Origin of the sequence: Laceyella putida, from assembly GCF_042665195.1 — a bacterium.
GTDB classification, from domain to species: domain Bacteria; phylum Bacillota; class Bacilli; order Thermoactinomycetales; family Thermoactinomycetaceae; genus Laceyella; species Laceyella putida.
Window position 1 is genome coordinate 1 of sequence record NZ_JBHTBW010000013.1, and the last position, 19,992, is coordinate 19,992.

Here is a 19,992-nt window from a genome sequence, read left to right on the forward strand (position 1 = left end):
TTTATCGTCTAGCCAACAAACCCCTTCTGAACACCGTTTTCAGAAGGGGTTTGTCTACAGTCTGAGACCACAACACGTGGTCTCTTCTTGTTATTAAAAACCCTCGGCCTGGAAGATGGTGAAAGGATCGAACTCAATCGAAACGATTATGCTTGAATGAATAGCTTGCTCATAAGGTAAGGCGATTTAACGCCCTAGTAATCCAGAGCGGTTTGGAGATTGTCCGCTTTTGTAATCGATTGAATCGTTTGGAAGATAGTGCTATGCTGATTAGTGAAGATACCTCTTATAAATTTGAGGGGGGAATGAGCTTGAAGCGGCAATTTGCGCTTGTGATCATTTTTGCGCTCTTCCTTACTGGCTGTGGAACTCAGCAAGCCGCGAAGGTTGACGATGGCCCTTATGGGCTGGACTCGCCCGCTCCCATTAAAGAAAAAGTTACTTTTGTTGAGATTGTGGACGGCGATACCGCCAAGTTTGAGATTGACGGAAAAGTTGAATCCGTTCGGTTTCTGCTCATTGATATGCCTGAAACTTCGCATCCGCAGTTGGGAGAGCAACCATTGGGGTTTGAAGCCAAAGCCTACACCAACAAGTTGCTGTCCGACGCGAAACAAGTCTATGTGGAATTGGACAAAGAGAAGCGGGACAAATACAATCGCCTTCTGGCTCATATCTATGCGGACGGTCAAAGTGTGCAGCAAGCCCTCTTAAAAGAAGGGCTGGCCAGGGTTGGATACATATTCGAGAGTACGAACCACTTGGATGAATACCGTCAAGCGGAAGCCGAGGCCCGGGAAGCGAAGAAAGGGATATGGAAGTGTCCGGGTTATGTGACGGATGAAGGATACGAGAAGGAGAAATGGTGCCAATCTATCTTGCCGGCGAAACGACCCGAACGTGGCATAGCAGAAGGGGAACCGAACCCGAATTTCCCGGATAAAGACTGCAGTGACTTTAAAACACAGAAGGAGGCGCAGGCTTTCTTTGAACAGGCGGGCCCCGGTGATCCGCATCGCTTGGATGGTGATGGAAACGGTGTGGTGTGTGCGGGTTTGCCATAAAGCTTAAACTTTTCGGTATATTTGTCGAGGATGGGTGCGCTTGGACGTACATATGCAATTAGGTTGTCATGCCTTTGAAAGAATGTTAAAATTATTATGCATAAGTTAATAAGTTTTGGTCCGGAGCGTGGAGATTCCATAAAAAACAAGAAGTGGTCGGCTTCTTTGCTTTTTTATGGTTTTTTTATGTCTTCGGATGTATCCGCTTTCAAAGATTGTGGTTTACAGAATAATGGCGGAAAAGGGGTTATTTGAAAAAATCATGGAAACAGAGAGGAAGAGGGAGGAGAAAATGGGATGATAGGTAAACTGCTCAGTTTGTATAAGCCCGCCCCTCACATCCAACGGTTGCCGGCCGAGCGAATCGACGCCGAGTATCGACGGTTGCGTTGGCAAGTGTTTCTGAGCATCTTTATTGGGTATGCTGGCTATTATTTGGTGAGAAAAAACTTCTCCTTGGCGATGCCGTATCTGGCAGAAGAGGGATTCTCTAAGGGGGAGCTTGGTTTTATCCTGTCTGCCGTCTCCATCGCTTATGGGATTGGGAAATTTGTGATGGGGATGGTGTCCGACCGTTGCAACCCCAGATATTTTTTGCCTACGGGTCTCATTTTATCGGGGCTGATCAATATCTTTTTCGGGACCGTTCCCTATGTGACGGAGAGCGTCACCATAATGTTCATCTTGATGTTCCTCAACGGCTGGGTGCAAGGGATGGGCTGGCCTCCTAGCGGACGTACGATGGTGCACTGGTTTTCCATCAGTGAACGCGGGACGAAGATGTCGATTTGGAATGTGGCCCACAATGTTGGACAAGGGTTGACCGCCCCGCTTGTCAGCTTGGGGATTATGTTGTTTGCCACATGGAAAAGCATTTTTTTCTTCCCGGCGATGATGACTTTACTGGTTGCGGTCTATGTGTTGATCACTTTGCGGGATACCCCGCAATCTTGTGGTCTGCCGCCAATTGAGGAGTATAAGGATGAATATCCCGACGATCAGGTGGAAGACAGGGAAAAGGAACGGACGATTAAAGAAATCTTGTTTAAGTATGTATTGAACAATAAATATCTCTGGTATATCGCTTTGGCCAACGTTTTTGTCTATTTCGTCCGATACGGGGTGATTGATTGGGCGCCCACGTATCTGACCGAAGTGAAAAAGTTTAGCCATGACAGTACCAGATGGGCCTATTTTTTATATGAGTATGCGGCGATTCCGGGTACCCTCCTGTGTGGATGGATGAGTGACAAGCTGTTTAAAGGCCGGCGCGCACCGGCGGGCATCATCTTTATGGCTTTGGTGGCACTGGCTGTGGTCGTTTACTGGTTAAATCCGCCGGGAAATCCGTTGATAGATAACATCGCCCTGATTATGATCGGTTTTTTGATTTACGGGCCGGTCATGCTGATCGGTCTGCATGCGTTGGATTTGGCGCCGAAAAAGGCTGCGGGAACCGCCGCCGGTTTGACGAACTTTTTTGGCTACTTAGGTGGTGCGGCATTTGCTAACGCCATGATGGGAGTTGTCGTGGATTCATTCGGATGGGATGGAGGCTTTATTCTGCTCATTGTCTCTTGCGTGTTGTCGATTTTGTTTTTGGCGATGACTTGGCATGCGGGGAAAGCGGTGGAACAGAGTTGATGTATTGCCCAAGGAGTCGTCGGATTTGGCTTGATAGTGGATTTACACATTTGAAATAAAACCTTTTCACTTTCAACGTCGTTTGTGTGTGAACATATGGGTTGGGGGATGTTTATTTCCCAACTCCCCAAACAGCCTAAGCGTGAGGAGATGATCTAATGAAAAGCACAGCAAAACGCGTTGCCGCATTGACGCTTGGTCTGGCATTGGCCATTCCTTCAATCGCGGGGGCAAAAACGGTTAGCCCTGATTTGCCCTATCCCTCAAGCAAAATCTTGAATGTGGCCCATCGGGGAGCTTCCGGGCATGCGCCTGAACATACCATTCCCTCGTATGAATTGGGACGGAAAATGAAAGCGGATTACATTGAAATCGATTTACAAATGACCAAAGATGGCCATCTGATCGCGATGCATGATGAAACGGTGGATCGCACCACCAACGGTAGCGGCTATGTGAAAGAGCTCACTTTGGCTGAAATCAAAAAGTTGGATGCCGGTTCTTGGTTTAATGAAAAATATCCGCAGTACGCCAATCCCGCTTACGTCGGTTTAAAAGTGCCCACTTTGGAGGAAGTGATTCGAAAGTTTGGTGCTGGCGCCAACTATTACATTGAAACCAAGGCGCCAGAAGTTTATCCGGGCATGGAAGAGAAATTGATTGAGATCCTTGACCGCTACAAACTGACCCGCACCAATGGGCGCTCCGGCAAAGTCATCATTCAATCTTTTAGTGAAGAGAGCTTGAAAAAAGTTCATGAATTAAACCCGCATATTCCGCTGGTTCAGCTTCTGTGGTATGAGACGCCGGGAATCGCAACCATTTCTGACGGGGAAATCAAAGAGATCAAACGATATGCGGTGGGAGTTGGGCCGAACTTCGACAAAATCAATCGCGCCTATGTCCAAAAAGTCCGTCGGGCGGGTTTGCAGATTCATCCATATACCGTCAATGAAAAGGCTGACATGAAGAGATTGCTTGAGTGGGGCGTCACCGGGATGTTCTCCAACTTCCCTGACCGGTTGCACGAAGTGATCAAAGAATATCGGCAACCACACAAACAATAACCCAGAACATAAATATTTATTCATGCGGGCACATGTAGCAAAAAAAGGCCGAAGGCGCTAGCCTCCGGCCTTTTTCCATGGTGCTCCGAACTTTTCCGGCAGAGTGGGAAGCTGTCGACGCCGCTTGCGGAAGGTCATTGGCAAACGTGGCTTTTTCAGGGGGTTCCGATCGGCTTTTTCGCCATGGGAATCTGGTTCAAGGGGGTACCACCTTTGTAATAAAGTGAGGGGGTTAATCGGATGAAAAAAATATGGACCTGTTCAAATCCGTGCCGACACAACAAGTGATGCAACATGGCCGCAACGGCATCATGCTGTTCCTGTTCCCGCTCAAACATTAAGATCTCCACATACTGCGGGGACTTGGTGATTGCTTCCACATGGAGCAGTTCGATCTTCACATTTTCTTTTGGCACATTGGCTACTTCATGCATGCCATCTATGATTAATGGGGCAAGTGTTTTGATTCGCTCTCTTTCAAATCCTTTAAAACGCATAATCGGCATGTTTAATCCTTCCTAATCTATGAAATGTTGCGGGGCTACATCATCATCCGCCCGTGCTGGCGAAAAATACTTCTGCTTCCTAAATACTTGCTTTTAAAAGTATACAACCTTCCCAATATGAATGAAAGGGGTGTGGCCATAACTGGTTTTCAGGTGTGAAGCCCAAAACAAGATCACCATCAACAAGGCGAAGGCCTTATAATGATATTGATAATCATTATCATTGATGTTATAATGATGGCAACGTAAACCAGTTCTTGTGAAGGAGGATTCCATGGTGAAGATCATCATGATTTATACCAGCATGACAGGCAACACAGAAGAGATGGCTGAGTTGATTGCCGAAGGGATTCGCGAGCAAGGTTGGGTCCTTGACATGAAGGAAGTGATGGATGCGGATGTGTCCGAACTTCAAGATTATGAAGGGATTTTGCTAGGGGCATACACATGGGGAGATGGGGAACTGCCGGATGAATTTATCGATTTCTATGAAGAGATGAAAGAATTGGACTTGACGGGAAAGAGGGCTGCCGTTTTCGGCTCTTGTGATTCCGCTTATGAAAAGTTTGGCGCGGCAGTCGATATTCTAACGGAAAGGCTTGCCGAATTGGGAGCCAATCTGGTGTTGAAAGGATTAAAAGTGGAGCTGGCTCCATCGGGGGAAGAAAGAGAGACTTGCAAACAGTTCGGCAGAAACTTTGTGATCCAGCTCTCAACAACTGCATAGTCAGATGATGGGGTGAAAACATGAGAATGCGAGATGTATTTGTGTTATCCGATGAAGATATGAGCTATGCTTGGTTCTGCTGTGACCAATGCAGCAAAGTCATGCGTCCAGAATGGGCAAAGGTTGTACAAAGCACGGTGAACCAAGTGATCCAGGCGTATTATCGACTGCCCGTGGAAAGGCGCTCCGGAATTCGCGTGCTTGAACTGATTGGTGAATACTGGAAAAAAGATGTTGGACTGTTTGAGTCCAAGTTCCACTATCATGAAGTGTTGTTAAAAATAACGGATCATTTGCTGCAATATTTATCCAATGATGGCAGCATGAGTCCTCCCGCGCTTTTGTTTGAAGAGCTGAATGCGTTCATTAAGGAGCTGAACTTGAGTTTACAGCTGAATTTGCATGTGGTTCAATGGACTCCCACTTCGGTGGCCATCAAAAAATACATCGTTTTTGAGAACCCCTATGTCTTAGAGGCGTTTAAGCATATCATCTCAGTCTTTTGCCATCACGGTGTCTTATCTTTTCCGGAAAAAATTGAGATCATTAATATCCTGGACGGAACCAAGAAGGAAATTGAAATCGAAAAAGACCTGCAAAAATCGCTGGATTATTTGTTTTTATCCAAAGAAGTCGTGCAAAAGAACGGGCTTTCCCTGTTGGTATAAACCAATTAACCTCCCATCTGGAGATCTTGAGAAGACGCAATAAGCGTCTTTTTTTATTCATCGAGCAGGGTGAGAACTCAGACTGTTTAGAGAATTTTTACATAAATCATGGTTTTTTATTGTTGTATCAAAAATTTGTTGTTAATTTCATACATAATGTATAGAGTTTTTCGGGGATAATATCGTTATTATCTTGAAAAGAATCAATAAGAGATGGATTTTTTTTGTAAATTCACATGCAATTTTGATGTTTTTGCTTTGTAAAGTAGGAGGTTTATTTCATGAATTTGTTCAGGAAGAAAAGCATTAACGCCATGCTTCAACAAGCCAAGACAGGGACTCCATTAAATAGAACATTGGGAGCGTGGGATTTGACCTTGCTGGGGTTGGGGGCCATCATCGGCACGGGCATCTTTGTGCTTACGGGAACAGGTGCCGTTACGGCAGGGCCCGGGATCATGATCTCGTTCTTGATTTCCGGACTGGCATGTGCCTTGACCGCATTGTGTTATGCTGAGTTTGCCACAATCACTCCCGTCTCGGGCTCCGTTTATACATTTACTTATGCGACCTTAGGTGAGCTGGTGGCTTGGATTATCGGGTGGGATCTGATTTTGGAATATCTATTGGCCGTCAGCCTGGTTTCGGCCGGGTGGTCGGGATATTTGCAGAGTTTGCTTCATGGCTTCGGCATTTCCTTGCCAACGGCTTTGACGGCAGCTCATGGGGCGGTACCCGGAGTGGAAACATGGTTTAATTTACCCGCCTTTATCATCGTCATGATCATTACCTTTTTTGTGTCCAGAGGAGTGAAAGAATCCGCGCGCGTAAACAACATCATGGTTATTATCAAAACGGCCGTGGTGATCTTGTTTATCGTTGTTGGGGTCGGTTATGTCAAACCGGAAAATTGGCATAATTTTTTACCATTTGGTTTTGAAGGTGTTTTTTCCGCCGCCGCTATTACATTTACCGCCTTTTTGGGATTTGATGCCGTCGTTTCCGCAGCCGAGGAAACGAAAAATCCAGCCAAAGACCTCCCGAGAGGAATTCTGTTTTCACTCGGCATCTGCATCCTCTTATATATAGCTGTTTCAGCCATTATGACAGGAATCGTTCCGTTTGCGGAATTTAAAGGAGTTGCTCATCCGGTATCTCTCGCGCTTCAGTATGCGGGCCAAAACTGGGTAGCCGGTTTTATTGACCTTGGTGCCATTCTTGGCATGCTTACCGTGATGTTGGTCATGCTGTACGGGCAAACCCGAATCATATTCGCCATGTCACGGGATGGCCTTCTGCCCGGCGTTTTTTCTAAAGTTCATGCAACGTACCAAACCCCTTATCAGGCGACTTGGATCATTGGGGTTATCGCAGCATTGCTTGGGGGAAGTGTTTCTCTGGATCGGTTGGCAGAAATGATTAATATCGGGACGTTGACTGCTTTTACATTGATCTCTTTGGGGGTGATCGTGTTGCGAAAAACACAACCCCAATTACCGCGTGTTTTCCGTACGCCTTGGGTGCCCTATATTCCGCTTCTGTCCATCGCCATTTGCATCTTTTTGATGACCAACCTTTCTGCCGGCACCTGGTATGTGTTTCTTATTTGGTTGGTGATTGGTTTGTTCATCTATTTCATTTATTCAAGGAATAAATCTCTTTTGAATGAGCTGTCTGATTAGATCAGAATGCCCGCCGCTATTTATGGCGGGTTTTACTTAACCGTAAGGAAAGCCCGATCTTTGTAAAAAGAAAGATCCGTGTTGCTGGAAAGCATGAATCAAAATATAAAGCGACAGTTGGTAATTGTTAGGGCGTGTCTGGCAAATCAAGTTGACCATTGGGAGAAGGCGGAAAAACCTTTTCCCGATGAGCGCCGATGGACAAGTGAAGCGAATGGGAAAACGGTTTTGGAGCCGCCGACATATTGATCAGACACGCCCTAGTTGAAAAAAGGGAAATGGGAGAGCGGTCCCAGTTCCCTTGCGTTTATTCAGAATGTTTTTATAAGTTGAGCCATTTGAAGAAAATCATCTCCACGGCGGCGAAATGATTGGCAAAAACAGTAGGCTTGCCACTATTGGGTAGAAATGCCGCGCGCAGCCCAGATCGCATCGATTTGAGCGCCATGTGAGCCATTGTAAAGCAGCACATCCGCTTGCTTGATCGCTTTTGCGCCATCGTTGAATGTGGCGTTTGGCGTCAATGACCAGTGGGATTGCAAGATCAATTTTGTCGCAACATCACGTCCGAAAGCTTGGGCCATTTCATATTCGCCTTGGGACCAGATTTCGCCATCGGCGTGCACTTCGCCAGCCCAATCCTGCGGATATACTTTGTTTTCATCCAAGCGGCGCAAGCAAGGCGGATTGGAAGAGGAGTATGAAACCGCATCCCATTCACCCACACAAGCTTTGCCAAAGGTATCGTTCCCTGTCAGCGCATCTTCATAAGTAGCCCCCAGGTAGTCGCCAAACCCTTCTCCCATGGCGCCGCCTTCCGCCGATTGGCCCCAGTCGGGAACTTGGTTGTCTTGAATCGAATGACCGTATTCATGTGCGATGATCCCGGCGTCTTCTGCATCATCCACTCCGCCAGTGCCAAATGTTAAAGCTTTGGTGGCCGGAGAGTAGAAAGAATTGTCAGCAGTTGTCCCATTCGTGTTTACCGTGATCGAACGGTTATTGATATTGGTGAAGCCAAGGCTTTGGATATAGCGTTGCAAGGTGTCAATGTGGTAATAAGCCATCACATCCTCAAAGCTGTCATTTGCGCGGGTATAGTTAAAGGTATTGGTGGCTGAATAGGTTTTTGCTTTGGAAGATATGGTTGCATATTGCCCTCTCAAGTAACCTGAACCATCCAAGCCAAGCAGTGTCACAGACTTTAATTGATTGGTCAATGCGGTGGAATCCGCATCTCTGTTATCAGCCAAACCGGAAGTGGAGTCTTGCGTTTCGACCGGGTTCGGGTTGAAGACTTTGCCTGTGCCCGTGGCATATTGGACCCTGTTTTTCTTTTTCAACAACTTGCCGCTGCCGGCATGTACATAAGTATCCCATTCGTCAGCCGGCGCATTTGTTTTTACGACAACCCGGTATGACGGGATGGCCTTGCCGTCTTCGATCACATAGCCGAACTCGCGGGAGGCTGACGACCATTTGCTTTTGTTCGCGCCGCCGATATATTCAAGCGCTTTTGATTCCGCTTCTTGTGGAGAAATTTTACTTTTCATTTGTTCAATCGAGTTAAACGGTACATAATCAGAAACGACGAGCAAAGCTTTCCCGGCGCGGTCGACTGTAACGGTGATTTGTTTGGTAAAAACGGGGGCTCCTTGGATCACCTGTTGATAGCGGACATAAGAAGCGGCCTCCGTATCGATGGTAGTCACGAATTGAAGACTGGAGAGATCATCGGGCAATTGATACTTGCTGGCATGTTCCTTCAGGTGCTGATCGGCGACGGATTTGGCGTCAATGGCTTTGGTTTGCGGTTGGTTGGCATTGATGCCGGGTTCCGCAAAAGCGATCGGAATGGATAAGGTTAAGGCGATTGCCGTAGTGACGGCAATGAAAAGGTTTTTCCGCTTTGTCATCGTAATCGTCGCACTCCTTCGATTGATTGTGATTATTTTATAAACACATTATATAATGTATATTAAGAAATTACTAATATTTTTAGGCAAGTGGATATAAAAATTTAAAATAGAAAAACAAATATTGACATTTCCATCCTCTTTTGTCGAAAACTATCTGGAAACTTCTTATGAGAACCATGGAATCATTGAATTCGATTGAAAAAGACTATTAACGGAATAATTAGCCCGTTCAGAAGAGGTGGCGCAGGCAGCCCTATTCTGCCATCGGATGAGTTGCAGTCCATGATGGGTTCGTCATTGAATGTAGACGGCGGTGTTGTGCACGGCAAAGAAGTCAGCCATTTTCGGCGGGAATGCCCTGCGCTTTTATAAATCGGAGGAGAAATTGCTGTCAAAGTAATGAAAGGGAGTCATCGGTGAAACGCAAAAGATATTTTTCAGGAAGGAAAACAACACCGAATGGATTTTTGGTGTCAGCCCGCTGGCAAATGCGGAAACAACCATTACTTATCTAGGTTCATCACCGCCGCCGATCGGCAATGGTTAAATGGGCGGGATGGAATTTGGCTGGGATCGGCTAATCGTTGAGATTGTGGCAGATCCATCAATTGGAGAATCACCAGGATGGAACCAGAGTCAAATCCAGTTGTGTAAAAATGGAAGGAAAAAGAAAAAATAGGATGTATATGAAGTGAATTTGTTATTAATATAAAACTAATTTAAATATCTTGATTACCAGTTAAAAAAACGTTATGCTTAAAATGAGACTCAAAACGTTTTCGACCATGTTATCAAAAAATATTCAATTTTTGGAATCTAATATCCGGAGCGAATCTTTTGACATTAACTATCATTATCATCGCGTTTTATTGACCTCTTTAAATGAAAAAAGAATGTTTCGTCCTTTGCCGCTTTTTCTTGTGATTGATTTTGTTAAGAGGATGATCGTCTTGTGTTTCCGAAGGTGTGATCGGCTTAGATGCGTTAACCAAGTGGTCAGAAAAAGCCTGAATGGACAGGGATTTTTGGTCAACTTGCAATCGGATTGGTATAAGCGCCCATGGAGTGCTGTTTTTTGATGGAATATTTCGTTTTTTGGTTTCATTATCATTTATCAGTTTGTTAACAGAGGCATCAAATGCGTTGTTTAATATGAAAGTGAGAAATCATTGAAAGAATGTAGATTAAAAGTTATTTCAAAAGTCGTTGATGAGCGGAAAAACCTTTTCCCGATGAGCGCCGATGGACAAAGCGAATGGGAAAACGGTTTTGGAGCGATCGCCATAGCTATTTCTCCATCCAAAAGATGGTTTTGAAATAGCTTCTAATCATAACAAACGAGATCATCGCTTAAAAAAGTGGAGCCACTCAATGATCCCTTCTATTTATTGGGAAGAAAAAACGTTTGCTTTGTTGCCCATAGGAGGCTGTGCCATCCGGCACCTTTTCCTTACATATGTTTTCTGGAAATCCTTTTTACTTCACTGGGTACGTGCATCCGTTATTTGTCGGGGATTTGGTCAATGGGATGGCTGCTGGTTCAAGCATTTGTGCCTGATCACGACTATGCGTCTGCCGTTTGTGATCAAACCGAAAAAACGAGCGGCTTGTCGGAAGGTGAGCGGGTACGGCGAAACCCAGTGGAGACGTCGCGATTGCGGGACCTCTGTCGGGGGAAAGAGTGAATCAAGGTTTAGCCATTGGATTTAAGACACCTTAGAATCAAGTGGGTTGAGGTGAAACCATGTCTGAAAAACAAGATGCTCTCGATCGCGATCCGAAAACGTTTGGGGGTGCGGGTCGGACTGAAATGGTAGCGTGGTTGGTTCGCTACTTATCAGAAAATTTGTTTTTGTCGGAAGAGGAAATCGAGTTGGAGGAGCCGTTTTCCAGTTATGGGTTGGATTCGGCGCAGGCGGTGATGTTGACCTCGGAGTTGGGGGAATGGTTGGGCCGGGAGTTGCCCCCCACCTTGTTGTGGGATTATCCAACCATCGAAGCGTTGGTGGACTTCCTGACGGAAACTCCGTCCAGTTCCGGTCAGGGGCGGGAAGATCGCAAACGGGTTGCTCTGGAAAGTGTGGCGATTGTCGGGATGGGTTGCCGTTTCCCAGGTGCCCATGGTCTGAAAATGTTTTGGGACTTGTTGAAAAACCAAGTCGATGCGATCCGGGAAGTGCCCGGAGATCGATGGGACGTGGAAGAGTTTTACGATCCGGTGCAAGGGAAGCCCGGGAAAATGAATACACGGTGGGGTGGGTTCATCGACCGGGTGAAAGAATTCGATTATGGTTTCTTCGGCATTACGCCACGCGAAGCGGAACGGATGGACCCGCAACAGCGGATTTTGTTGGAAACGGTGGTTGAAGCGTTGGAAGATGGCGGAATCCCATTCGAGGAGCTTCGCGGCTCCCGAACAGGGGTATTCATCGGATTGTCGGTCATCGATTATTCAAAACGTATGCTGACAAATCACAAGGAATTGGACATTTACCCCATGACCGGGAACTCGCACAGTATCGCGGCCAACCGCATCTCTTACCTTTTCCATTTGCAGGGGCCGAGCATCACTGTTGATACGGCTTGTTCTTCCTCTCTCACCGCCATCCATCTTGCCTTGCAAAGCGTGAAGAGCGGGGAAAGCGACCAGGCGATAGTGGGCGGGGTCAATCTGCTTTTGGAACCTGAGATCACCATCGGTTTTTCCAAGGCGGGCATGATGGCAAGTGATGGCCGATGCAAAACGTTTGATGCCAAGGCGGATGGGTATGTGCGCAGTGAAGGGGCCGGCGTGGTGATCTTGAAGCCACTAGAAAAGGCGCTTGCTGACGGGGATCGGATTTACGCGGTCATCCGGGGGAGCGCGGTCAATCAAGACGGGCGAAGCAATGGCATCACGGCCCCTAATGGAATCGCCCAGGAGGAAGTGCTGAAACGGGCTTGTCAACATGCTGGGATCGCTCCGGCAGAGATCGACTATGTGGAAGCGCACGGAACGGGAACGCCCCTTGGGGACCCGATTGAAGTGAAGGCGCTGGGGAACGTAATGGGCAAAGGGCGCCCGGTCGGGCAGAAGTTGCGAATCGGTTCGGTCAAAACCAATATCGGGCATTTGGAGGCGGCGGCCGGAATCGCCAGCGTGATTAAAGTGGCCCTCATGTTGAAACATCGTGAGTTTGTTCCAAGCCTCCATTTTGAAACGCCCAATCTACATATTCCGTTTGACCGGTTCCCCATCGGGGTGCAGACCCAATGCGAGCCTTGGGATGGGGGAGAAAAAGGGAGAATGGCGGGAATCAGTTCATTCGGATTCGGCGGGTCGAATGTTCATGTCGTGATGGAAGAAGCTCCCGCTGTGCCGGCTGACGACCGCTTTGACGAAAAAGGGGACACTCCTTTCCTGATTCCGATTTCCGCCCGGAGCGAAGATTCCCTCGCCTCTTACGTGACCGCCTTGAAAGAATGGGTCCGGGAGAATAAGGGGAAGGTCTCATTGCGGGATTTGGCTTACACCGCTTCGGTTCGGAGAACGCATCATCCCATCCGCAGCACATGGGTGGCGAAGACGATGGAGGAATTGCTCGATCGGCTAGAAGAACCCCGCCACCTCATCCAACAGCAAAAAGGGCTTGACAAACCTGTCTTTGTCTTCACGGGCCAAGGCGGACAATGGTTGGGCATGGGCCGGGAGTTGATGCGTTCGGAACCCGTTTTCCGCTCCGGCGTGGAAGAATGTGCCGTGTGGGTGGAAAAATGGGCCGGTTGGTCCCTGTTGGATTATTTCCACCGGGATGGTGATCCCGCTTGCCTTGAAGATACGGCGATCGCTCAAGTGTTGGTTTTTTCGTTGCAAGTGGCTCTTTTCAGATTGTGGCAATCTTGGGGCATTGATCCGGCCGCGGTCGTGGGCCACAGCATGGGGGAAGTGGCCGCCGCACATGCTGCCGGAGCCTACCCACTGGAAGAAGCGGTGCGCATCATCGTCACCCGGGCCAGGCTCATGCAACCGGCCAAAGGCAAAGGGAAAATGGCGGCAACGGGTTTGTCGCCGCAAGCAGTTCAGCCTTATTTGGCCAAGGCGGGCGGCCGGTTGCATCTGGCGGCCGTCAATGCCCCCGACGCAACGGTGTTGGCGGGGGATCCCGCCGAGTTGAAGAAGGTGCAACAAGCGTTGGATGAACGTGGCGTGTTTTTCCGGGAGCTGTTTGGCGAATATGCCTTCCACAGTGATCAGATGGAATTTTGCCTGGACGCACTCCGCAGGGAACTCAATGGGATTCAACCGCATTTCTCCCGCATCCCTTTTTATTCCACAGTGACCGGAACTCGGCTCGAAGGGGAGCGGCTGACGGAAGACTATTGGGTGCGAAATGTGAGGCGGCCGGTGTTGTTCGGGGATGCGGTTCGGCAATTGATGAATGACGGGTATCGCCTGTTTTTGGAGATCGGGCCCCATCCGGTTCTGTCCGGTGCGATTTCGCGTTGCTTAAGCGACTTGGGCCAAGACGGGCTTGTGTTGCCATCCATTCGCAGGCAAGAGCCGGAAAGGGAACGGATGTTGCATTCGCTTGGCCAGTTGTACGAAGCCGGCTATGCCGTCCGTTTCCAGGAAACAGGCCCAAGGAAAGGGCATGTGGTTTCGCTGCCCATGTACGCTTGGCGCAGCGATGTGTGTTGGGTGGAGCGGAGAGAGGCAGCGCCTCGCCGAAAAAGTCATGGAGTCCACCCTTTGTTGGGGGATCGTGTTCCATTGTCTCCGCTCTTGGAAGGTCGGCTGTGGGAAGCCGAATGGAGGGCGGACTCGCTTCCCTGGTTGGTTGATCATAAAGTGCAAGGAATGGTTGTCGTTCCCGCCTCTGCCATGATCGAATCCATCTTGGCGGCGGCCAATGATATCGAGCCGACGGCTTCCTGGCAGATCCGAGATTTCAAAATCTACCGCCCCCTGTTTCTGCCACAGGAAACGGAGCGGTTGGTACACATTTGCCTGAATGAGAAAACGGCGGGAGAGTGGTTGTTCCGGATCGCCAGTTGTTTGAGAGGGGAGGAGGAAAAGGATGGCGCTTGGACCGTACACGCAACCGGAATCATTCGCACCGAAAAGCAGTCCGTTTCTCGAATGGGCCAGTCTGAAATCGCGTTGTCTTGAAAAACGTACCCCCGAAGAGCATTACCGATGGATGAGACAAATGGGCTTGGAGTACGGGCCCTCTTTTCAGCGGATCGCTGAGCTGTACGGGGGAGAGCGGACGGCCTTGGCCAAGATCCAACTCCCGGAGGGCCTTCATGCGGAAGCGGAGATTTGTCACATTCATCCCGTGATGCTGGACGCGTGCTTTCAAGTGATGGCCGCGGCCGCCTATGGATTGGACGGGGTGGGCCAAAAGGGAAAAGTCTTTGTTCCAGCGGGGATTTCGCGCATTCGCTTATTTCGCAAACCGCAGGAAGTGATGTGGTGTTATGCGGAAGTTTCCACGGATGCCCGGGTTGGTGAGGCGGCGATCATGGGAGATTTGTATCTGTTCGATGAAGGGGGTGAACCGCTGGGGCATTTGGCTGATTTTGAAGCGGTTAGCCTGGATCGAGCCGGTCAAGCGAAAAAGATCTCCGATTTCTTTTATGAAGTGGATTGGCACCCAGTCCCCATCCAACCGGTTCCCGAGGAATGGGACGCCACTGGTTGGTGGGTCATTCTGAAAGATGGCCGGGGAGTGGGAGACCGGTTGGCGGAGATTTTGAAACGGCGGGGCGGAAACGTGGTCGATTTGGGGCAGGAGGCTGGTGAGAAACTACCCGCAAGATGGCGCGAGGTGGTCGAGCGGGCGGGAGCCGACCCGATTCGAGTGTTGCACATGTGGACCCTGGACCTTCCGGAACACGTCGCGCCTGCCCGGTTGGAAGAAACGCAACGCTTGGGCACGGGCAGTGCTTTAACCCTGATCAAGTCTTTGCTTAAGCATCCGCCAAAGAATGCGAAAGTGTGGTTCGTCACCGGCGGAGCGCAAGCCAAGGAGGATGGGCCGATTCGGATCGCTTCTTCTCCGGTCTGGGGATTTGCCCGGGCCTTCTCCGTCGCCCACCCCAACCTATGGGGGGGATTATTGGATGTGGACCCCACCCAAAGCGAAGCGGACCGGGCCAATTCCATTTTGACGGAGATAGCGCAACTGGATGGGGAAGATCAAATCTTGTATCGCCGGGGACAGCGATATGCGGCCCGTTTGGAGCGAAAAGCGCTGACTGTAAAGCATGGGCCATCCCTTTCGTTCCGACCGGATGCCAGCTACCTGATCACCGGGGGATTGGGCGAATTGGGATTAGAATTGGCCAAATGGATGGTGCGGCAAGGGGCGCGCCGCCTGATTTTGACGGGACGAACCCCACTTCCGCCACGAAGCGAATGGAGCCGGGTTCCGAACGACCCCCGGATCAGTCAGCGGATTGAAGCGGTGAAACAATTGGAAGCGATGGGTGCCAGTGTTCATCTTGCCTTCTTTGATCTGGCCGATGAACCATCCCTCCGCCGCTTTGTCGACAATTATCGCGAGGAAGGCTGGCCCCCGATCCGGGGTGTCTTCCATCTGGCGGGGGTTGTGGAGAACCTGGCGTTTGAAGAGATGGAATTTGCGGACGTTTGGAAGGTCTATCGTCCCAAATTGCTTGGCGCCGCTTGGTTGGATGAACTTTTTCCGCCGGGAACGCTTGACTGTTTCGTGTTGTTTTCTTCCTTTACCTCGATTCTCAGCCCACCGCGTCTGGCCGGTTACGCGGGAGCCAATGCGTTTCTTGACGCTTTGGCCAAGAAACGGAACCGCATGTGCCCCGATGCGGTCAGCATTGCTTGGGGACCGTGGGCGGAAGCGGGGATGGCGGTTCGTACACCCCATGAAAAATTGGCTTCTTCCAGTACCACGGCCGGGATGAACCAACTCTCGCTTGAAACCGGGATGGAAGCCCTTAAACAGATTTGCGATCATCCCTCCGCCGTGGTGGCGGTGGCGGATGTGGATTGGCTGGAGTGGGCCAAACTGTACCCGTTTGCCGGTCAAATCAAATTACTTCAAGGATTGTTGGGAGATACAGAAAACGAGGAAGCGGAAACGGAGAATCCATCCGGTTCCGAGTGGCGGAACAAATGGGAAAAGGCCACCCCTGCAAAAAAACGAGCGGTGTTGGGTGAGTACCTCCGCGTTCTTGTCGCTCGGGTCATGCGGTTTGATCCACAAGAAGTGCCCGCAGGTCAACCCCTTACCCAGTTGGGGTTGGATTCGATGATGGCGGTGGAGCTGAGGAACCGGATTGAAAAAGACCTGCGATTCACCTTGCCGATGGTTACATTCCTGCAAGGGCCCAGCCTGAACGAGTTGATTGAACGGCTTGATGAAGGGCTGTCGGAGCAAGAGCCCAACATGCAGGAAAACTGGGAACCGGTGGAGAAACGGGAATACCCGCTTTCCTATGGTCAACGTTCATTGTGGTTCCTGCATCAAGTGGCCCCCGAGAGTGCGGCATATCACGTGGGAATCGCGTTTGCGATCCAATCGCCGATCGATTCCGAAGCCTTCCGCCGGGCGCTGGAGCGATTGGTTTGGCGCCACCCCCCCCTCCGAACCACGTATCGGGTGATGGATGGGGAGCCGATGCAACAGGTGCGGGATCCGGCCGATTTGCCCCTGTTTCAAGTGGAGGCGAACGGGTGGAGCGAGATGGAACTGAGGGAACAGATGGACCAGGATTACCGCAAACCGTTTGATCTGGAGAAAGGCCCGGTTTGGCGCGGATATTTGTATCGCCGGGCGGCGGACGATATCGTTTTCTTGTTGGTGGTGCACCACATCGCCATCGACTTTTGGGGCATTGAAATTTTGCTCGACGAATTGCGACTCCTGTATTCCGCTGAATGTTCGGGAGAAGAGGCGAACCTGCCCCCGCTGCCGGCCCATTATGCCGATTTTGTCCGGTGGCAAAGCCGATTGTTGGACGGGAAAGTAGGCCGGAATCAAAGAGACTACTGGCATCGGCAATTGGCGGGGGAGTTGCCGGAATTGCAATTGCCGACTGATTTCCCGCGTCCCAAAAGGCCCAAGTACCTCGGTGCTTCCCTCCCGTTCAAACTGGATCGCGGGTTGACGGAACGGCTGAAATGCTTGGCCAAACAAGAAAGCACCACCCTGTTTCCGTTATTGTTGGCAGGCTTTCAGGTTTTACTCCATCGGTACTCCGGACAGACGGACATCATTGTCGGTTCTCCCGTCACGGGGCGAAGCCGCCCCGAGTTCTCCGGGTTGCTGGGGGATTTCATCAATATGCTTCCCTATCGGGCTGATTTCTCCGGAAATCCGAGCTTCCGAGCCTTTTTGCGGCAAGTGAAAGCCACGGTGCTTGCGGGACTGGAACATCAAGATTATCCGTTCCCCCTGATGGTGGAAGAATTGCAACCCCAACGGGACACCGGCCGTTCTCCCGTTTTTCAGGTGGCGTTCATCCTGCAAAACTTGCATCGGTTGGAAGGCATGGCCCCATTCATGGTTCCGGGCGAAACGGAAGCGAGGTTGCGCTTCGGCGATTTGACGATCCGTCCTTTCCCAATCGCCCAGCAGGAGGGGCAACTGGATCTTACGCTGGAGATGGCCGAAGTGGACGGGGATCTGATCGGGGTATGGAAGTACAGTATCGATTTGTTTGCCCCCGAGACCGTTGCCCGCATGGCGGCCCATTTTTCTGAAGTGTTGCGTCAGGTGTTGGAAGAGCCAGATCGCCCTGTCCAACAGGTGTCCCCGCTCACCGAAGCGGAACGGGAGCGCGTGCTGTCAGAGTGGCAAGGGGCCAAATCGGAGTTTCCGAACGCCCTGATGCACCAGTTGGTCGAACAACAGGCGCGGCGCACCCCCGATGCGGTGGCCGTCCAGTTCGAAGGCGGACGATGGACCTACCGTGAATTGGATGGGCGAGCCAACCAGTTGGCCCATTTCCTGTGCAAAAAAGGGATTGGGCCGGGACGAATGGTGGCCATTTGCGTCGATCGCTCCATGGAGATGTTGGTGGCGCTGCTCGGTGTCCTCAAAACCGGGGCCGCCTATGTTCCGCTCGATCCCGCGTTTCCGAAACAACGGCTGGAGTGGATGTTGGAGGACAGCGGAGCCCCGGTGCTCTTGACGCAAGCCCGCGTATTGCCCTTGCTGCCCGAAGGGTCTTATGAAGCCATTTGTTTGGACCGTGATTGGGACGGGGTGTCGCGGGAGTCCATGGTTCCCCTTCCCCCTTCCGCTTCGTTGGCCGACCGCGCCTATGTGATTTTCACATCCGGTTCGACCGGGCGTCCAAAAGGAGTGGAAATTTCGCACCGTTCAGTGGTCAACTTCTTGCTGGCCATGCAGAAGCAACTGAGCTTTTCGGCGCAAGACCGGTTGGTGGCTGTCACAACCTTGTCGTTTGACATTGCGGTGTTGGAACTGTTCTTGCCGTTGGCGGCCGGAGCCCAAGTGGTGATCGCCAGCAGGGAAACGGCAATGGACGGCCAAAAGCTTGCGGCTTGCTTGGAGGAGACGGATGCGACCGTCATGCAGGCCACTCCGGCCACATGGCGCTTGCTGATCGAGTCCGGATGGCAAGGCAAGAAAAATTTGCGCATGCTGTGCGGGGGAGAAGCGTTGCCGAAGGAATTGGCCGAGCAACTACTCTCAGTGGGCTCGTCCTTGTGGAATCTGTACGGCCCGACCGAGGCAACCATATGGATGGCCTGTGACCGCATCGGGCATGGCAACGGACCGATCACCATCGGGAAACCCATTGATAACTTGGAAGCGTACATTCTGGATGAGGGACGCCAACCTGTGCCGGTCGGTGTGGTGGGCGAGCTTTATATCGGGGGAATTGGCTTGGCGATCGGCTATTTGAATCGGCCCGATTTGACCGCGGAACGATTCATTCCCCATCCGTTCAACCCCGAAGGCGCCGCCAAGCTGTACCGCAGCGGGGATTTGGCCCGCTATCTTCCGGACGGGCGAATCCAATGTTTGGGCCGGGTGGACCATCAAGTGAAAATCAGGGGATACCGGATTGAATTGGGGGATATCGAATATGCGCTCAGCCGCCATCCAGCCATTCGCCAAAACGTGGTGGTGGCGCGCGAAGACATCCCCAGGGAGAAACGATTGGTCGCCTATTATGTGGCGGATGGGGATATCCCGACCATGGAGTTGCGCCGTTTCTTGAGTGAAACCCTGCCGGATTACATGATTCCCTCCCTCTGGATGAGACTGGGGGAACTTCCGCTCACACCCAATGGGAAAGTGGATCGCAAAGCCTTGCCGGCGCCGCGGGTGGAGCGGCCGGAAACGGCACAGGATGATGTCGCGCCCCGAAGTGGGCTGGAACAAACGATTGCCCGCATTTGGGCCGAAGTTCTCCATGTGGAACGGGTCGGGGTAAAAGAAAACTTCTTTGAGCTTGGCGGAACCTCGTTGCTGGCGGCGAAAGCGCACCGGTTGTTGACCGAGCAAACGGGACGCAACTTGACCTTGATCGATCTCTTCCAATACCCCACGATCGAAGCCTTGGCGCGGCATTTGGCGGGCGATCAAGGAAAAGGGCAAGCGGCAGACCGCTCCGAGCAGATGGAAAAAGGCAAAAACCGTTTGGCGGAACGGTTGCGCAAAAGAAAGTCGCTCAACTCATCCGGTCGGTAATGACTGGGGACCCAAGAGGTAAGGGAA

Annotated in this window: 11 protein-coding genes; 9 read left to right on the forward strand and 2 right to left on the reverse strand. The window is 50.7% G+C overall.

Annotated elements, in window-relative coordinates; all coding sequences use genetic code 11:
• Positions 1-311: 311 nt before the first annotated feature.
• The 3 genes from ACFQNG_RS04935 to ACFQNG_RS04945 all read left to right on the forward strand — a co-directional run bounded on the left by ACFQNG_RS04935 (position 312) and on the right by ACFQNG_RS04945 (position 3,775).
• Entirely contained in the window at positions 312-1,064 is a 753-nt protein-coding gene (locus ACFQNG_RS04935) for a thermonuclease family protein (RefSeq protein ID WP_379863776.1), read from the forward strand.
• A gap of 297 nt (positions 1,065-1,361) precedes the next feature.
• On the forward strand, positions 1,362-2,708 hold the full coding sequence (glpT, locus tag ACFQNG_RS04940) for a glycerol-3-phosphate transporter (RefSeq protein ID WP_379863777.1): 1,347 nt from the start codon (positions 1,362-1,364) through the stop codon (positions 2,706-2,708).
• A gap of 158 nt (positions 2,709-2,866) precedes the next feature.
• Positions 2,867-3,775, forward strand: coding sequence for a glycerophosphodiester phosphodiesterase (locus tag ACFQNG_RS04945; protein ID WP_379863778.1), 909 nt, complete (start codon positions 2,867-2,869; stop codon positions 3,773-3,775).
• 155 nt (positions 3,776-3,930) lie between these two features.
• Here ACFQNG_RS04945 and ACFQNG_RS04950 read toward each other — a convergent pair whose 3' ends face one another.
• Positions 3,931-4,281, reverse strand: coding sequence for a DUF1904 family protein (locus tag ACFQNG_RS04950; RefSeq protein WP_379863779.1), 351 nt, complete (start codon positions 4,279-4,281; stop codon positions 3,931-3,933).
• A gap of 274 nt (positions 4,282-4,555) precedes the next feature.
• Here ACFQNG_RS04950 and ACFQNG_RS04955 point away from each other — a divergent pair, with 274 nt between their 5' ends.
• The 3 genes from ACFQNG_RS04955 (at position 4,556) to ACFQNG_RS04965 (ending at position 7,358) form a co-directional block, all read left to right on the forward strand.
• Positions 4,556-5,008: a flavodoxin gene (locus ACFQNG_RS04955; protein WP_379863780.1), complete on the forward strand. Its 453-nt coding sequence runs from the start codon at positions 4,556-4,558 to the stop codon at positions 5,006-5,008.
• 20 nt (positions 5,009-5,028) lie between these two features.
• Positions 5,029-5,676: a hypothetical protein gene (locus ACFQNG_RS04960; RefSeq protein WP_379863781.1), complete on the forward strand. Its 648-nt coding sequence runs from the start codon at positions 5,029-5,031 to the stop codon at positions 5,674-5,676.
• Between the two features lie 281 nt (positions 5,677-5,957).
• On the forward strand, positions 5,958-7,358 hold the full coding sequence (locus ACFQNG_RS04965) for an amino acid permease (protein ID WP_379863782.1): 1,401 nt from the start codon (positions 5,958-5,960) through the stop codon (positions 7,356-7,358).
• Between the two features lie 395 nt (positions 7,359-7,753).
• Here ACFQNG_RS04965 and ACFQNG_RS04970 read toward each other — a convergent pair whose 3' ends face one another.
• A complete protein-coding gene (locus ACFQNG_RS04970) occupies positions 7,754-9,274 on the reverse strand; it encodes a M36 family metallopeptidase (RefSeq protein WP_379863783.1) in 1,521 nt (506 codons plus the stop codon).
• A gap of 1,526 nt (positions 9,275-10,800) precedes the next feature.
• On the opposite strand from ACFQNG_RS04970, the gene ACFQNG_RS04975 reads away from it, so the two are divergent.
• From ACFQNG_RS04975 to ACFQNG_RS04985, 3 genes are read left to right on the forward strand one after another with little or no spacing between them, the layout of a single operon-like run.
• The gene (locus tag ACFQNG_RS04975; protein WP_379863784.1) at positions 10,801-10,962 is read left to right on the forward strand and encodes a hypothetical protein; all 162 of its coding nucleotides are present in this window, start codon (positions 10,801-10,803) and stop codon (positions 10,960-10,962) included.
• 59 nt (positions 10,963-11,021) lie between these two features.
• Positions 11,022-14,426 (forward strand): beta-ketoacyl synthase N-terminal-like domain-containing protein, encoded by a 3,405-nt coding sequence (locus tag ACFQNG_RS04980; RefSeq protein WP_379863785.1) that lies wholly within the window; start codon positions 11,022-11,024, stop codon positions 14,424-14,426.
• Positions 14,335-19,965 (forward strand): amino acid adenylation domain-containing protein, encoded by a 5,631-nt coding sequence (locus tag ACFQNG_RS04985; RefSeq protein WP_379863786.1) that lies wholly within the window; start codon positions 14,335-14,337, stop codon positions 19,963-19,965. The genes ACFQNG_RS04980 and ACFQNG_RS04985 overlap by 92 nt, the downstream gene beginning before the upstream one ends.
• Positions 19,966-19,992: the final 27 nt, after the last annotated feature.

Bases quoted from the DNA above. Each gene is read 5' to 3' on its own strand.
- glpT (WP_379863777.1), top strand. From the start codon at position 1,362: ATGATAGGTAAACTGCTCAGTTTGTATAAGCCCGCCCCTCACATCCAA.
- ACFQNG_RS04985 (WP_379863786.1), top strand. From the start codon at position 14,335: ATGGCGCTTGGACCGTACACGCAACCGGAATCATTCGCACCGAAAAGC.
- ACFQNG_RS04980 (WP_379863785.1), top strand. From the start codon at position 11,022: ATGTCTGAAAAACAAGATGCTCTCGATCGCGATCCGAAAACGTTTGGG.
- ACFQNG_RS04960 (WP_379863781.1), top strand. From the start codon at position 5,029: ATGAGAATGCGAGATGTATTTGTGTTATCCGATGAAGATATGAGCTAT.
- ACFQNG_RS04950 (WP_379863779.1), bottom strand. From the start codon at position 4,281: ATGCCGATTATGCGTTTTAAAGGATTTGAAAGAGAGCGAATCAAAACA.
- ACFQNG_RS04975 (WP_379863784.1), top strand. From the start codon at position 10,801: ATGGGATGGCTGCTGGTTCAAGCATTTGTGCCTGATCACGACTATGCG.
- ACFQNG_RS04965 (WP_379863782.1), top strand. From the start codon at position 5,958: ATGAATTTGTTCAGGAAGAAAAGCATTAACGCCATGCTTCAACAAGCC.
- ACFQNG_RS04955 (WP_379863780.1), top strand. From the start codon at position 4,556: ATGGTGAAGATCATCATGATTTATACCAGCATGACAGGCAACACAGAA.
- ACFQNG_RS04970 (WP_379863783.1), bottom strand. From the start codon at position 9,274: ATGACAAAGCGGAAAAACCTTTTCATTGCCGTCACTACGGCAATCGCC.
- ACFQNG_RS04945 (WP_379863778.1), top strand. From the start codon at position 2,867: ATGAAAAGCACAGCAAAACGCGTTGCCGCATTGACGCTTGGTCTGGCA.